We start from the raw sequence: 13,090 nt of genomic DNA on the forward strand, positions 1-13,090 counted from the left end.
CAGAAAGACGAATCCGGGAAGTTTGCCCTACACCGTAGATCATTAACCAGGCAAATCGGTACTGAGCCGGGCCCGGCTCAGCCCAGCGGGTCGGGCGCCGTCGTGACGCCGTACTCCGCCAGCTTCGCCTTGCCGCAGTCCGGGGAGGTCAGGACGATGGGGCCGGCCTCGGTGAGGGCGATGGAGTGCTCCCAGTGCGAGGACCAGGTGCCGTCCGTGGTGATGACCGTCCAGTCGTCCGCCAGCACCTCGGTCTGGGGGGTGCCCAGGCTCACCATCGGCTCAATGGCCAGGCAGATGCCCGGGACCAGCTTCACGCCCTTGCCGCGCTTGCGCGAGACGTAGTTCAGGAGGTGCGGGTCCATGTGCATCTCGGTGCCGATGCCGTGGCCGCCGTAGTCCTCGATGATCCCGAACTTGCCGAGGCTGTGGTCACCGGCGGCGGGCCGCGGCTGCCGCTTGATGTACGTCTCGATCGCCTTGGAGATGTCGACCAGGCGGTTGCCGAGCTTCATGGCCGCGATGCCGGCCCACATCGACTCCTCGGTCACCCGGGACAGCTCGACCAGCTCCGGCGCGTGCCCGGTGCCCACGAAGGCCGTGTACGCCGCGTCCCCGTGCCAGCCGTCCACGATCGCGCCGGCGTCGATGGAGATGATGTCGCCGTCCTTGAGGACGGTCTTGTCGTCCGGGATGCCGTGGACCACGACCTCGTTCACGGACGTGCAGATGGTCGCGGGGAAGCCGCCGTACCCGAGGAAGTTCGACTTGGCACCGTGGTCGGCGATGACCTTGCGGGCCACCATGTCCAGATCCCGCGTCGTGGCGCCCGGCACGGCCGCCTCGCGGGTCGCCGCGTGGATGGCGGCGACGACCAGCCCCGCCTCGCGCATCTTCGCGATCTGCTCCGGGGTCTTGATCTGGACCATGCCTGTGCCTCTCGTGCGAAACGTCTCTGCTCAACAGTACGGCCGCGGGGTCCGGAGGACACCGCGGCCGTACTGGAAGTGGTACTGCTGCCGTCTCAGCCCTGTGCGGGCTTCTTCAGCGCGTCCATGGCGCGCTGCGTGACGTCGTGGACCTCGCCCAGCGCCGAGATCGTCACGACGAGACCCTGGGTCTTGTAGTAGTCGATGATCGGCTCGGTCTGGGTGTGGTAGACGTCCAGCCGGTTGCGCACGGTGTCCTCGGTGTCGTCACCGCGCTGGTACAGCTCGCCACCGCAGATGTCGCAGACACCCTCGGTCTTCGGCGGGGCGTACGAGACGTGGAAGACGTGCGCCGAGTCGTTGCGGCAGATCCGGCGGCCGGCGATCCGCTTGACGACCTCGTCCTCCTCGACCTCCAGGTCGAGGACGGCGTCGAGCTTCATGCCCGCGTTCTTCAGCATCGCGTCGAGCGCCTCGGCCTGCGAGACGTTGCGCGGGAAGCCGTCGAGCAGGAACCCGCCCTCGGCGTCCTGCTGCTCCATGCGGTCCTGGGCCATGCCGATGGTGACTTCGTCGGGGACCAGGTCGCCGGCGTCCATGTACGCCTTCGCCTTGACCCCGAGGTCGGTGCCCTTGCTGATGTTGGCCCGGAAGAGGTCGCCCGTGGAGATGTGCGGGATCGACAGGTTCTTGGCGAGGAACGCGGCCTGCGTTCCCTTGCCCGCCCCGGGAGGCCCGACGAGGACGATTCGCATCAGCGGAGGAACCCTTCGTAATTGCGCTGCTGGAGCTGGCTCTCGATCTGCTTCACGGTTTCCAGACCCACACCCACGATGATCAGGATGCTCGTCCCGCCGAACGGGAAGTTCTGGTTCGCGCCGAAGCCGGCCAACGCCATCGTCGGCACAAGAGCGATGAGACCCAGGTACAGCGACCCCGGCCAGGTGATCCGGTTGAGCACGTAGCTCAGGTACTCGGCAGTGGGTCGACCAGCCCGGATGCCCGGGATGAACCCACCATACTTCTTCATGTTGTCCGCGACTTCCTCCGGGTTGAACGAGATCGCCACGTAGAAGAAGGCGAAGAACACGATCAGGAGGAAGTACAGGGCGATGTAGTAGGGGTGGTCGCCCTTCACCATGTGCTTCTGGATCCAGACGGCCCAGCCGGAGGTGGACCCGCTGAACTGGACGATCAGCGCCGGGATGTACAGCAGCGACGAGGCGAAGATGACCGGGATGACACCGGCCTGGTTCACCTTGAGCGGGATGTACGTCGACGTACCCCCGTAGGCGCGGCGGCCGATCATGCGCTTCGCGTACTGGACCGGGATCCGGCGCTGGGCCTGCTCGACGAAGACCACCAGGGCCACCATCGCGAGGCCGACCAGGATGACGACGCCGAACTCGACCCAGCCGTCCGCGATCTTGCCCTGGAGCTTGATGGTCCACAGGGAGCCGACGAAGCCGGCGGCGATCGAGATGAACATCAGGATCGACATGCCGTTGCCGATGCCGCGGTCGGTGATGAGCTCACCGAGCCACATGACGACACAGGTGCCGGCGGTCATGGTGAGGACCATGACGATGATGGTGAAGATCGACTGGTCCGGAACGATCTGACCGGCGACGGGGCAGCCCTGGAAGAGCGCGCCGCTCTTGGCGGTCGCCACCAGGCCGGTGCCCTGAAGAACGGCAAGGGCGACCGTCAGATAACGCGTGTACTGCGTGATCTTCGCGGTACCGGCCTGCCCCTCCTTCTTGAGGTTCTCCAGCCGGGGAATGACCACGGTCAGCAGCTGCAGGATGATGCTCGCCGTGATGTACGGCATGATGCCGAGCGCGAAGATGGTGATCTGAAGCAAGGCGCCACCGCTGAACATCTGCATCAGGCCCATGAGGCCCTGACCGCCCTGACCCGGCTGGTTGAGGCAGGCCTGGACGTTCTTGTAGCTGATGCCGGGGATCGGGATCTGTGACCCGAGCCGGTACAGCACGATGATGCCGAGCGTGAAGAGCAGCTTCTTGCGCAGGTCGGGCGTCTTGAACGCCCGGGCGAACGCGGTGAGCACGGTGCCTCCTGCGACCCCCGCGTTACGCGCGTGAGGTGACGGTTTGGTAAGTCGGCGGTTACAGACGAGGCAGCCGCCCCTGGTCGAGGGTGCAGACTGCTCCGGAGATTAGCAACGCCACCTTACCCGGCAGGTACCTCAGCGTGAAACATCCGATCTGGACCTGCGGGGAGCTTGCCCCGGACCGTACGGCTTTCGACGGATACGACCTGACGGGAATCACAGCGGAAAGGCGTGCGGGACGCGCCATTCCGGAAACGACAGAAGCCTGGCCGGCACCCCCCGAAAGGGGTACCGGCCAGGCTTCTTACTGCCGGCTGTCAGCCGAGAGCGTCCGAAATTCAGACGAGCTCGGTGACGGTGCCGCCGGCGGCGGCAATCTTTTCCTTGGCGGAGCCGGAGACGGCGTCAACCGAAACCTGCAGCGCCACGGAGATCTCGCCCTGGCCCAGGACCTTGACGAGGCTGTTCTTGCGCACGGCACCGCGCTCGACGAGACCGGCCACGGTGACCTCTCCACCCTCGGGGTAGAGCTCGGCCAGCTTGGCCAGGTTCACGACCTGGTACTCCGTGCGGAACGGGTTCTTGAAGCCCTTGAGCTTCGGGAGACGCATGTGGAGGGGCATCTGCCCACCCTCGAAGCGCTCCGGGATCTGGTAACGGGCCTTCTGGCCCTTCGTACCACGACCGGCCGTCTTACCCTTCGACGCCTCACCACGACCCACACGGGTCTTCGCGGTCTTGGCGCCGGGGGCGGGACGGAGGTTGTGGGCCTTCAGCGGGCTGCTCTCAGCCATGTTAGTCAACCTCCTCAACCGTCACGAGGTGGCGGACGGTGTGCACCATTCCGCGGAACTCGGGGCGGTCCTCCTTGACGACGACGTCGTTCAGGCGCTTGAGCCCGAGCGAACGCAGCGTGTCGCGGTGGTTCTGCTTGCTGCCGATGTACGACTTCGTCTGCGTGATCTTGAGGCGAGCCATTACGCACCCGCCCCAGCACGTGCACGAAGCAGAGCCGCGGGGGCGACGTCCTCGAGGGGCAGACCACGGCGAGCCGCGATCTCCTCGGGACGCTGCAGGCCCTTGAGGGCCGCCACGGTCGCGTGCACGATGTTGATCGCGTTGTCGGAGCCCAGGGACTTCGACAGGATGTCGTGAACGCCGGCGCACTCCAGAACGGCGCGCACCGGGCCACCGGCGATAACACCGGTACCGGGGGAAGCAGGCTTCAGCAGGACAACGCCGGCCGCCTTCTCGCCCTGGATCGGGTGCGGGATGGTGCCCTGGATGCGCGGAACCTTGAAGAAGTTCTTCTTGGCTTCCTCGACACCCTTGGCGATGGCCGCGGGAACTTCCTTGGCCTTGCCGTAACCGACACCTACAGTGCCGTCACCGTCGCCCACCACGACCAGCGCGGTGAAGCTGAAGCGGCGACCACCCTTGACAACCTTGGCGACGCGGTTGATCGCGACAACGCGCTCAACGTAAGCGGTCTTCTCGGCGGCAGGGCCACCGTCGCGACCCTTCCGGTCCCGCCGCTCGCCGCCACCGGCACCGCTTCCGCGGCGCTGGGGTCCAGCCATTGGATTACCTCTCTCTGTTACGTCCGTGAGTCCCGGAACCGGGGCTTAGAACTTCAGCCCGGCTTCGCGGGCGGCGTCAGCCAGAGCGGCAATGCGCCCGGCGTATCGGTTGCCACCGCGGTCGAACACGACGGTCTCGACACCCGCAGCCTTGGCACGCTCGGCGACGAGCGCGCCGACAGCCTGGGCCTGGGCGCTCTTGTCGCCTTCGCCACCGCGGATCGAAGCGTCCAGGGTCGACGCGGACGCCAGGGTGTGACCCTGGAGGTCGTCGATGACCTGAGCAACGATGTTGCGGTTGGAACGCGTCACGACGAGGCGCGGACGCTCCGCCGTACCCGAGACGTTCTTGCGGATGCGGATGTGGCGGCGAGCCTTGGCCGCGCGCTTGTACGCGTCGCCCTTGGCGATCTTCACACCGTATGCCATGGCTACTTACCAGCCTTTCCGACCTTGCGGCGGATGACTTCGCCGGCGTACTTGACACCCTTGGCCTTGTACGGGTCGGGCTTCCGCAGCTTGCGGATGTTGGCGGCGACCTCGCCGACCTTCTGCTTGTCGATGCCCTCGACCGTGAACTTGGTCGGCGACTCGACCTTGAAGGAGATGCCCTCGGGCGCCTCCACCAGGATCGGGTGGCTGTAGCCGAGCTGGAACTCCAGGTTGGAGCCCTTCGCGGCCACGCGGTAACCGACACCGCTGATCTCGAGAGCCTTGACGTACCCCGTGGTCACACCGGTGATCATGTTCGCCACCAGCGTGCGGGACAGGCCGTGCAGGGCCTTGTTCTGACGCTCGTCGTTCGGGCGGGTGACGTTAAGAACGCCGTCCTCGCCCTTAACGATCTCGATGGGGGTGGCAACGGTGTGCGTCAGGGAACCCTTGGAGCCCTTGACGGTGACCGTGCGGCCATCGATGGTGACGTCCACACCGGCGGGAACCTGGATGGGGAGCTTGCCGATTCGCGACATTGCTTTTCCTCCGTTCCCGACTACCAGACGTAGGCGAGGACTTCCCCACCTACGCCCTTCTTGCCTGCCTGCTGGCCGGTCAGGAGACCGTGGGACGTGGAGATGATCGCCACGCCCAGGCCGCCCAGGACCTTCGGCAGGTTGGTGGACTTCGCGTACACGCGCAGACCGGGCTTCGAGATCCGCTTGATGCCCGCGATGGAGCGCTCACGGTTCGGCCCGAACTTCAGCTCGAGGACGAGGTTCTTGCCGACCTCGGCGTCCTCGACCTTCCAGCCGGTGATGAAACCCTCCTGCTTGAGGATCTCCGCGATGTGCGACTTGATCTTGCTGTGCGGCATCACCACGGTGTCGTGGTACGCCGAGTTAGCGTTACGCAGACGGGTCAGCATGTCTGCGATCGGGTCAGTCATGGTCATGAAGTGGCCTTCGGCCTCTCTCGCCGGGGTTTCCTGTATGCGCCATCCCTCTCCCCGCTCAGTGGCGGGACGGGTGCGGTGCGGGGACCTACGGCGTAGTAAGTCGTTATGGGCGGCGGGCGCCCAACCACACAAGCCTAAGGCATGCGGGGCCGGGCATCCGCCGTCCAGATGCTTACCGAGAGTGCCTGGTACTTCCCAAGTCCTTGCGGACCAGGGGGATTTACCAGGAGCTCTTGGTCACGCCCGGCAGCTCGCCACGGTGAGCCATCTCACGAAGGCAGACGCGGCACAGGCCGAACTTGCGGTACACGGAGTGGGGGCGACCGCAGCGCTGGCAGCGGGTGTACGCACGCACACCGAACTTGGGCTTGCGGGCAGCCTTCGCGATGAGAGCCTTCTTCGCCATCTCGCTTACGCCTCCTTGAAGGGGAAGCCGAGGTGACGAAGGAGGGCGCGGCCCTCGTCGTCGTTGGTCGCCGTGGTGACCACGGTGATGTCCATACCCCGGGTACGGTCGATCTTGTCCTGGTCGATCTCGTGGAACATGACCTGCTCCGTGAGACCGAAGGTGTAGTTGCCACGGCCGTCGAACTGCTTCGGCGACAGACCACGGAAGTCACGGATACGCGGCAGCGCGAGCGACAGCGTACGGTCCAGGAACTCCCACATGCGGTCACCACGGAGGGTGACGTGGCAGCCGATCGGCTGACCCTCACGCAGCTTGAACTGCGCGATGGACTTGCGGGCCTTCGTGACGGCCGGCTTCTGACCGGTGATCGTCGTCAGGTCGCGGATGGCGCCGTCGATCAGCTTGGAGTCGCGGGCGGCGTCGCCCACACCCATGTTGACCACGATCTTGACGAGGCCGGGGATCTGCATGACGTTCTCGTAGGAGAACTCCTCACGCAGCTTGCCCGCGATGTCCTCGCGGTACTTCGTCTTGAGACGCGGAGTGGTAGCCATCAGATGTCCTCACCCGTCCGCTTGGCAACGCGGATCTTGTTGCCCTCGTCGTCGAAGCGGTAGCCGACGCGGGTGACGACCTTCTTGCCGTCCTTCTCCACGACCAGCTGCACGTTGCTCACGTGGACCGGAGCCTCGGTGATCACGATGCCACCGGCCTGCGAGCCACCGGCAGTCTGACCGGCCTTGGTGTGCTTCTTGACCCGGTTGACACCCTCGACGAGGACGCGGTTCTCAGTAGGGATGGCCATGATGACCTTGCCCTGCTTGCCCTTGTCCTTACCGGTGATGACCTGAACCAGGTCGCCCTTCTTGATCTTCATGCTTACAGCACCTCCGGCGCGAGCGAGATGATCTTCATGAACTTCTTCTCGCGCAGCTCACGGCCGACCGGGCCGAAGATACGGGTGCCACGAGGGTCGCCGTCGTTCTTGAGAATGACAGCGGCGTTCTCGTCGAAGCGGATGTACGAGCCGTCCTGGCGGCGGCGCTCCTTGACGGTGCGAACGATGACCGCCTTGACGACGTCACCCTTCTTCACGTTGCCGCCGGGGATCGCGTCCTTGACGGTGGCAACGATGACGTCACCGATGCCCGCGTAGCGGCGACCCGAGCCACCGAGAACACGGATGCAAAGGATCTCCTTGGCACCAGTGTTGTCGGCGACACGCAGTCGCGACTCCTGCTGGATCACGTCTATCTCCTGTTTGTCTGCCGGTTCCCGGCGGGGGCCTCACTCCCGAAGAGCGAGAGCCCCCACCGAGCCTGGCGGAACGAACCCAAGGGAAACCCCTCAGGCTTGTGTCGTTGGAGTTCGCTTGCGCGAACTTCCTTTACTTGGCCTTCTCGAGGATCTCGACGATGCGCCAGCGCTTGCTCGCCGACAGCGGACGCGTCTCCATGATGAGGACGCGGTCGCCGACGCCGGCAGCGTTCTGCTCGTCGTGCGCCTTGAGCTTGTTCGTACGGCGGATGACCTTGCCGTACAGGGCGTGCTTGACGCGGTCCTCGACGGCGACGACGACGGTCTTGTCCATCTTGTCGCTGACGACCAGACCCTCACGGGTCTTGCGGAAGCCGCGCGCGGTCTTCTCAGTCACGTTGTTCTCGCTCATCAGGCGTTCTCCACCGTCTCGATACCGAGCTCACGCTCGTGCATCAGGGTGTAGATGCGAGCGATGTCCTTACGGACGGACTTGAGCCGGCCGTTGTTCTCCAGCTGACCCGTGGCCGCCTGGAAGCGGAGCTTGAACAGCTCCTCCTTGGCCTCGCGCAGCTTGCCAACGAGCTCCTCGTTGCCGAGCTCACGCAGCTCGGACGCCTTGGTTCCCGTCGCCATCACGACTCACCTGCCTCGCGCCGAACAATCCGGCACTTCATCGGAAGCTTGTGAGCAGCGCGGGTGAGCGCCTCACGAGCAATCTTCTCGTTCGGGTAGGACAGCTCGAACATGACCCGGCCCGGGTGCACGTTCGCGATCCACCACTCGGGAGAACCCTTACCGGAACCCATGCGGGTCTCGGCCGGCTTCTTCGTCAGGGGACGGTCCGGGTAGATGTTGATCCAGACCTTGCCGCCACGCTTGATGTGACGGGTCATCGCGATACGAGCCGCCTCGATCTGGCGGTTCGTCACGTAGGCGGGGGTGACCGCCTGGATGCCGTACTCACCGAACGAGACCTCAGTACCGCCCTTGGCCATACCGCGGCGCTTGGGGTGGTGCTGCTTGCGGTGCTTGACCCTACGAGGGATCAGCATGTCGGTCAGGCCTCCGTTCCGGTGCTCTCAGCCGGAGCGGCAGCGGGAGCCTCGGCCTTGGGGGCCTCGGCGCCGGCAACCTGCTGCGGCTTGCGGCCGCCACGGCCGCCACGCTCGCCACCACGTCCGCCACGGCCACCGGCCGGACGGTCGCCCGCGCCACCACGGGCCGGGCGGTTACCCGCACGGGCCGCAGCGTTCTCGGCGCGAACCTCGGCGATGTTCTTGACGTCGCCCTTGTAGATCCAAACCTTCACGCCGATGCGGCCGAAGGTGGTCTTGGCCTCGAAGAAGCCGTACTCCACGTTCGCGCGCAGCGTGTGCAGCGGCACACGACCCTCGCGGTAGAACTCGGAGCGGGACATCTCGGCGCCGCCGAGACGGCCACCACACTGGATCTTGATGCCCTTGGCGCCGGCCTTCATCGTGCCCTGCATGCTCTTACGCATGGCGCGACGGAAGGAGACGCGGGAGGAGAGCTGCTCGGCAACGGCCTGAGCAACCAGCTGAGCGTCGAGCTCGGGGTTCTTGACCTCGAGGATGTTCAGCTGGACCTGCTTGCCCGTGAGCTTCTCGAGGTCACCGCGGATGCGGTCGGCCTCGGCGCCACGGCGGCCGATGACGATGCCCGGACGAGCGGTGTGGATGTCCACACGCACGCGGTCACGGGTGCGCTCGATCTCAACCTTCGAGATGCCGGCGCGCTCCATGCCGGACGTCATCATCCGACGGATGGCGACGTCTTCCTTGACGTAGTCCTTGTACAGCTTGTCGGCGTACCAACGCGACTTGAAGTCGGTGGTGATGCCGAGCCGGAACCCGTGCGGGTTTACCTTCTGGCCCATTACCGGGAACCTTCCTTGCTGCTGACGACCACGGTGATGTGGCTGGTCCGCTTGCGGATCCGGTAGGCACGGCCCTGCGCACGCGGACGGAACCGCTTCAGGGTCGGGCCCTCGTCCACGTACGCCTCGCTGATGACCAGCGTGGAGGCGTCCGGGTGGTTGTAGTTGTGTGCGGCGTTGGCAATGGCGCTGTCCAGCACCTTGCCGACCGGCACGCTCGCGGCCTGCGGGGCGAAACGCAGGACCGCCTGAGCCTCCGTGGCATCCATGCCACGGATAAGGTCCACCACTCGGCGGGCCTTCATGGGCGTGACGCGGATGTACCGCGCCTGGGCCCTGGCTTCCATGGTTGTCCCTTCGGTGTAAGTCATAGTCGTTCCACCCCGCTTTAGCGGCGCTTCGACTTCCGGTCGTCCTTGACGTGGCCGCGGAAGGTGCGAGTCGGCGAGAACTCGCCGAGCTTGTGGCCGACCATCGACTCGGTGACGAACACCGGGACGTGGATCTTGCCGTTGTGCACCGCGATGGTGTGACCCAGCATGGCCGGGATGATCATCGAGCGACGGGACCAGGTCTTGATGACGTTCTTGGTACCAGCTTCGTTCTGTACGTCCACCTTCTTGATGAGGTGTCCGTCGACGAAGGGTCCCTTCTTGAGACTGCGCGGCATCTAAACCCGCTCCTAGCGCTTCTTGTTCGTCTTGCGGCGGCGGACGATGTACTTGCTCGAAGCCTTCTTCGGCGAGCGAGTACGACCCTCCTTCTGACCCCACGGGGAGACCGGGTGACGACCACCGGAGGTCTTACCCTCACCACCACCGTGCGGGTGGTCGACCGGGTTCATCGCGACACCGCGGACGGAGGGGCGAACGCCCTTCCAGCGCATGCGGCCGGCCTTGCCCCAGTTGATGTTCGACTGCTCGGCGTTGCCGACCTCGCCGACGGTGGCGCGGCAGCGCGCGTCGACGAGACGGATCTCACCGGACGGCATACGAAGGTGGGCCATCGTGCCCTCCTTCGCCAGCAGCTGCACGGACGCACCGGCGGAGCGGGCGAACTTCGCACCGCCACCGGGACGCAGCTCGATCGCGTGGATCGTCGTACCAACCGGGATGTTGCGAAGCGCCAGGTTGTTGCCGGGCTTGATGTCGGCCGTCGGGCCGTTCTCAATCCGGTCACCCTGCTGCAGACCGCGCGGCGCGATGATGTAGCGCTTCTCGCCGTCGGCGTAGTGCAGCAGCGCGATGCGCGCGGTGCGGTTGGGGTCGTACTCGATGTGCGCGACCTTCGCCGGCACGCCGTCCTTGTCGTGACGACGGAAGTCGATCACGCGGTAGGCGCGCTTGTGTCCGCCACCCTGGTGGCGAACGGTGATCCGACCGGTGTTGTTACGGCCGCCCTTGCTGTGCAGCGGGCGAACCAGCGACTTCTCCGGCGTGGACCGCGTGATCTCGACAAAGTCGGCGACGCTGGAGCCACGACGGCCCGGGGTCGTCGGCTTGTACTTGCGGATACCCATTTCTCAGTCCTCGTCCGATTCCGGACGACTAGACCTCCGTTAGGAGGCCTGGCCGCCGAAGATGTCGATTCGGTCGCCCTCAGCGAGGGTCACGATGGCGCGCTTGGTGTTCGCGCGCTTGCCGAAACCGGTCTTGGTGCGCTTGCGCTTACCCTGACGGTTGATCGTGTTGACCCCGGTGACCTTGACCGAGAAGACCGCTTCGACGGCCTGCTTGATCTGGGTCTTGTTGGCGCCGGGCGCGACGATGAACGTGTACTTGTTCTCGTCGAGCAGCGCGTAGCTCTTCTCCGAGACAACCGGCTTGATCAGCAGGTCGCGCGGGTCAGTGAAGGTCTTGCTGGTAACGGTCGCCTCGGACATCAGGCGTCGCTCCCTTCGGTCTCAGCGGTCTGGGGGCCAGACACGAAGGACTCGAAAGCGGCCTGAGTGAAGACCACGTCATCAGAGACGATCACGTCGTACGTGTTCAGCTGGCCCGGCTCCAGGATGTGAACCTGGGGCAGGTTGCGGGCGGACAGCCACGCGGCCTCGTCGGCGCGGTCGACGACCAGGAGCAGGTTCTTGCGCTCCGAGATCTTGCCGAACAGCGTCTTGGCGGCCTTCGTGGAGGCGGCACCCTCGACCACGCCGGAGACGACGTGGATGCGGGAGTGACGGGCCCGGTCGGTGAGGGCGCCACGCAGAGCGGCGACCTTCATCTTCTTGGGCGTCCGCTGCGAGTAGTCACGCGGCTGCGGGCCGTGGACGACGCCACCGCCGGCGAACTGCGGCGCACGGGTGGAACCCTGGCGCGCGCGGCCGGTGCCCTTCTGGCGGTACGGCTTCTTACCACCACCGCGGACCTCGCCACGCGTCTTGACCTTGTGCGTGCCCTGACGGGCAGCGGCCAGCTGCGCGACGACGACCTGGTGGATCAGCGGGATGCTGACCTTGGCGTCGAAGATCTCGGCCGGGAGCTCGACGGTCCCGGTCTTGTCGCCTGCGGGCGACAGAATGTCAATGGTGCTCATAGTCCTCAGGCCCCCTTGGCCGCAGTGCGGACCAGGACGAGGCCGCCGTTCGGACCAGGAACCGCGCCCTTGATGAGGAGCAGGCCCTTCTCCGCGTCAACGGCGTGAACGGTCAGGTTCTGGGTGGTGACACGGTCGCTACCCATGCGGCCGGCCATCTTCATACCCTTGAAGACGCGGCCCGGGGTGGCGCAGCCACCGATCGAACCCGGCTTGCGGTGCACGCGGTGGGCACCGTGGGAAGCCTTGCCACCACGGAAGTTGTGGCGCTTCATGACACCGGCGAAGCCCTTGCCCTTGCTCGTGCCCGTGACGTCAACCTTGACGCCGGACTCGAACACCTCGGCAGTGATCTCCTGGCCGAGCGTGTACTCGCTGGCGTCGGAGGTGCGGAGCTCCACCAGGTGGCGGCGCGGGGTGACGTCGGCCTTGGCGAAGTGACCCTTGAGGGGCTTGTTCACCTTGCGCGGGTCAATCTCGCCGAAGGCGATCTGGACCGACTCGTAGCCGTCGATGTCGTTGGAGCGGACCTGGGTCACGACACAGGGCCCGGCCTTGACGACGGTCACCGGGACGACCCGGTTGTTCTCGTCCCAGACCTGGGTCATGCCGAGCTTCTCGCCCAGGACGCCCTTGATCAGCTTTGCCATCTTCTCCGCGCCTCTCAGAGCTTGATCTCGATGTCAACGCCGGCCGGAAGGTCCAGGCGCATCAGCGAGTCAACGGTCTTGGGCGTCGGGTCGAGGATGTCGATCAGGCGCTTGTGCGTGCGCATCTCGAAGTGCTCGCGAGAGTCCTTGTACTTGTGCGGCGACTTGATGACGCAGTACACGTTCTTCTCAGTGGGCAGCGGCACCGGGCCCGCGACCGACGCACCAGTGCGGGTCACCGTCTCGACGATCTTCTTCGCCGAGGAGTCGATGACCTCGTGGTCGTAGGCCTTGAGCCGGATGCGGATCTTCTGTCCCGCCATGGCTACTAGTAGTCCTTTGTCTCTGTGGAACGCTCTGGTACTC

The 13,090-nt window shown here is 65.6% G+C and carries 24 protein-coding genes; all 24 read right to left on the reverse strand.

The features are described 5' to 3' along the window. Positions 1–77: 77 nt before the first annotated feature. The 24 genes from map to rpsJ all read right to left on the reverse strand — a co-directional run bounded on the left by map (position 78) and on the right by rpsJ (position 13,047). A complete protein-coding gene (gene map / locus OG764_RS15270) occupies positions 78–929 on the reverse strand; it encodes a type I methionyl aminopeptidase (protein ID WP_328968977.1) in 852 nt (283 codons plus the stop codon). Positions 930–1,024: 95 nt separating this feature from the next. Continuing rightward, the gene (locus OG764_RS15275) at positions 1,025–1,684 is read right to left on the reverse strand and encodes an adenylate kinase (RefSeq protein ID WP_328968978.1); all 660 of its coding nucleotides are present in this window, start codon (positions 1,682–1,684) and stop codon (positions 1,025–1,027) included. Continuing rightward, positions 1,684–3,000 (reverse strand): preprotein translocase subunit SecY, encoded by a 1,317-nt coding sequence (gene secY / locus OG764_RS15280; protein WP_328968979.1) that lies wholly within the window; start codon positions 2,998–3,000, stop codon positions 1,684–1,686. Before secY ends, OG764_RS15275 begins: the two co-directional genes overlap by 1 nt. A 341-nt stretch (positions 3,001–3,341) precedes the next feature. Further along, positions 3,342–3,797 carry a 50S ribosomal protein L15 gene (gene rplO, locus OG764_RS15285; RefSeq protein WP_328968980.1) on the reverse strand — a complete coding sequence of 152 codons (456 nt, stop codon included), beginning with the start codon at positions 3,795–3,797 and terminating at the stop codon, positions 3,342–3,344. Between the two features lies 1 nt (position 3,798). Further along, the gene (gene rpmD, locus OG764_RS15290) at positions 3,799–3,981 is read right to left on the reverse strand and encodes a 50S ribosomal protein L30 (protein WP_005313525.1); all 183 of its coding nucleotides are present in this window, start codon (positions 3,979–3,981) and stop codon (positions 3,799–3,801) included. After that, positions 3,981–4,583, reverse strand: a complete 603-nt coding sequence (gene rpsE, locus OG764_RS15295) for a 30S ribosomal protein S5 (protein ID WP_254372698.1) — start codon at positions 4,581–4,583, stop codon at positions 3,981–3,983. The genes rpmD and rpsE overlap by 1 nt, the downstream gene beginning before the upstream one ends. Before the next feature lie 45 nt (positions 4,584–4,628). Then, a complete protein-coding gene (gene rplR, locus OG764_RS15300; protein ID WP_030026334.1) occupies positions 4,629–5,012 on the reverse strand; it encodes a 50S ribosomal protein L18 in 384 nt (127 codons plus the stop codon). A 2-nt stretch (positions 5,013–5,014) separates the two neighbouring features. Next, positions 5,015–5,554, reverse strand: coding sequence for a 50S ribosomal protein L6 (gene rplF / locus OG764_RS15305; RefSeq protein WP_328968981.1), 540 nt, complete (start codon positions 5,552–5,554; stop codon positions 5,015–5,017). 20 nt (positions 5,555–5,574) lie between these two features. Beyond that, positions 5,575–5,973: a 30S ribosomal protein S8 gene (gene rpsH / locus OG764_RS15310; RefSeq protein WP_007265911.1), complete on the reverse strand. Its 399-nt coding sequence runs from the start codon at positions 5,971–5,973 to the stop codon at positions 5,575–5,577. A gap of 223 nt (positions 5,974–6,196) precedes the next feature. After that, on the reverse strand, positions 6,197–6,382 hold the full coding sequence (locus OG764_RS15315; RefSeq protein ID WP_003956452.1) for a type Z 30S ribosomal protein S14: 186 nt from the start codon (positions 6,380–6,382) through the stop codon (positions 6,197–6,199). Between the two features lie 5 nt (positions 6,383–6,387). Further along, positions 6,388–6,939, reverse strand: a complete 552-nt coding sequence (rplE, locus tag OG764_RS15320; protein WP_030298216.1) for a 50S ribosomal protein L5 — start codon at positions 6,937–6,939, stop codon at positions 6,388–6,390. Continuing rightward, positions 6,939–7,262: a 50S ribosomal protein L24 gene (gene rplX, locus OG764_RS15325; RefSeq protein ID WP_328968982.1), complete on the reverse strand. Its 324-nt coding sequence runs from the start codon at positions 7,260–7,262 to the stop codon at positions 6,939–6,941. The genes rplE and rplX overlap by 1 nt, the downstream gene beginning before the upstream one ends. Before the next feature lie 2 nt (positions 7,263–7,264). Next, positions 7,265–7,633 carry a 50S ribosomal protein L14 gene (rplN, locus tag OG764_RS15330; RefSeq protein ID WP_003956455.1) on the reverse strand — a complete coding sequence of 123 codons (369 nt, stop codon included), beginning with the start codon at positions 7,631–7,633 and terminating at the stop codon, positions 7,265–7,267. A 139-nt stretch (positions 7,634–7,772) separates the two neighbouring features. After that, entirely contained in the window at positions 7,773–8,054 is a 282-nt protein-coding gene (gene rpsQ, locus OG764_RS15335) for a 30S ribosomal protein S17 (protein ID WP_328968983.1), read from the reverse strand. Then, positions 8,054–8,278, reverse strand: a complete 225-nt coding sequence (gene rpmC / locus OG764_RS15340; protein ID WP_054222532.1) for a 50S ribosomal protein L29 — start codon at positions 8,276–8,278, stop codon at positions 8,054–8,056. The genes rpsQ and rpmC overlap by 1 nt, the downstream gene beginning before the upstream one ends. Beyond that, entirely contained in the window at positions 8,278–8,697 is a 420-nt protein-coding gene (gene rplP / locus OG764_RS15345; protein ID WP_328968984.1) for a 50S ribosomal protein L16, read from the reverse strand. Before rplP ends, rpmC begins: the two co-directional genes overlap by 1 nt. Before the next feature lie 5 nt (positions 8,698–8,702). Next, complete coding sequence (gene rpsC, locus OG764_RS15350) at positions 8,703–9,542, reverse strand: 30S ribosomal protein S3 (RefSeq protein WP_328968985.1); 840 nt, start codon at positions 9,540–9,542, stop codon at positions 8,703–8,705. Continuing rightward, on the reverse strand, positions 9,542–9,889 hold the full coding sequence (gene rplV, locus OG764_RS15355; RefSeq protein WP_007265904.1) for a 50S ribosomal protein L22: 348 nt from the start codon (positions 9,887–9,889) through the stop codon (positions 9,542–9,544). The genes rpsC and rplV overlap by 1 nt, the downstream gene beginning before the upstream one ends. Before the next feature lie 41 nt (positions 9,890–9,930). Continuing rightward, positions 9,931–10,212: a 30S ribosomal protein S19 gene (gene rpsS, locus OG764_RS15360; RefSeq protein WP_023539342.1), complete on the reverse strand. Its 282-nt coding sequence runs from the start codon at positions 10,210–10,212 to the stop codon at positions 9,931–9,933. Between the two features lie 12 nt (positions 10,213–10,224). Further along, the gene (gene rplB / locus OG764_RS15365; RefSeq protein ID WP_136213227.1) at positions 10,225–11,061 is read right to left on the reverse strand and encodes a 50S ribosomal protein L2; all 837 of its coding nucleotides are present in this window, start codon (positions 11,059–11,061) and stop codon (positions 10,225–10,227) included. Between the two features lie 39 nt (positions 11,062–11,100). After that, the gene (gene rplW / locus OG764_RS15370) at positions 11,101–11,424 is read right to left on the reverse strand and encodes a 50S ribosomal protein L23 (protein ID WP_037792012.1); all 324 of its coding nucleotides are present in this window, start codon (positions 11,422–11,424) and stop codon (positions 11,101–11,103) included. Beyond that, entirely contained in the window at positions 11,424–12,074 is a 651-nt protein-coding gene (gene rplD / locus OG764_RS15375; RefSeq protein WP_328968986.1) for a 50S ribosomal protein L4, read from the reverse strand. The genes rplW and rplD overlap by 1 nt, the downstream gene beginning before the upstream one ends. Before the next feature lie 5 nt (positions 12,075–12,079). Further along, the gene (gene rplC / locus OG764_RS15380; RefSeq protein ID WP_328968987.1) at positions 12,080–12,724 is read right to left on the reverse strand and encodes a 50S ribosomal protein L3; all 645 of its coding nucleotides are present in this window, start codon (positions 12,722–12,724) and stop codon (positions 12,080–12,082) included. A gap of 14 nt (positions 12,725–12,738) precedes the next feature. Further along, the gene (gene rpsJ, locus OG764_RS15385) at positions 12,739–13,047 is read right to left on the reverse strand and encodes a 30S ribosomal protein S10 (RefSeq protein WP_003948644.1); all 309 of its coding nucleotides are present in this window, start codon (positions 13,045–13,047) and stop codon (positions 12,739–12,741) included. Positions 13,048–13,090: the final 43 nt, after the last annotated feature.

Origin of the sequence: Streptomyces sp. NBC_00239, from assembly GCF_036194065.1 — a bacterium.
Lineage (GTDB): Bacteria > Actinomycetota > Actinomycetes > Streptomycetales > Streptomycetaceae > Streptomyces.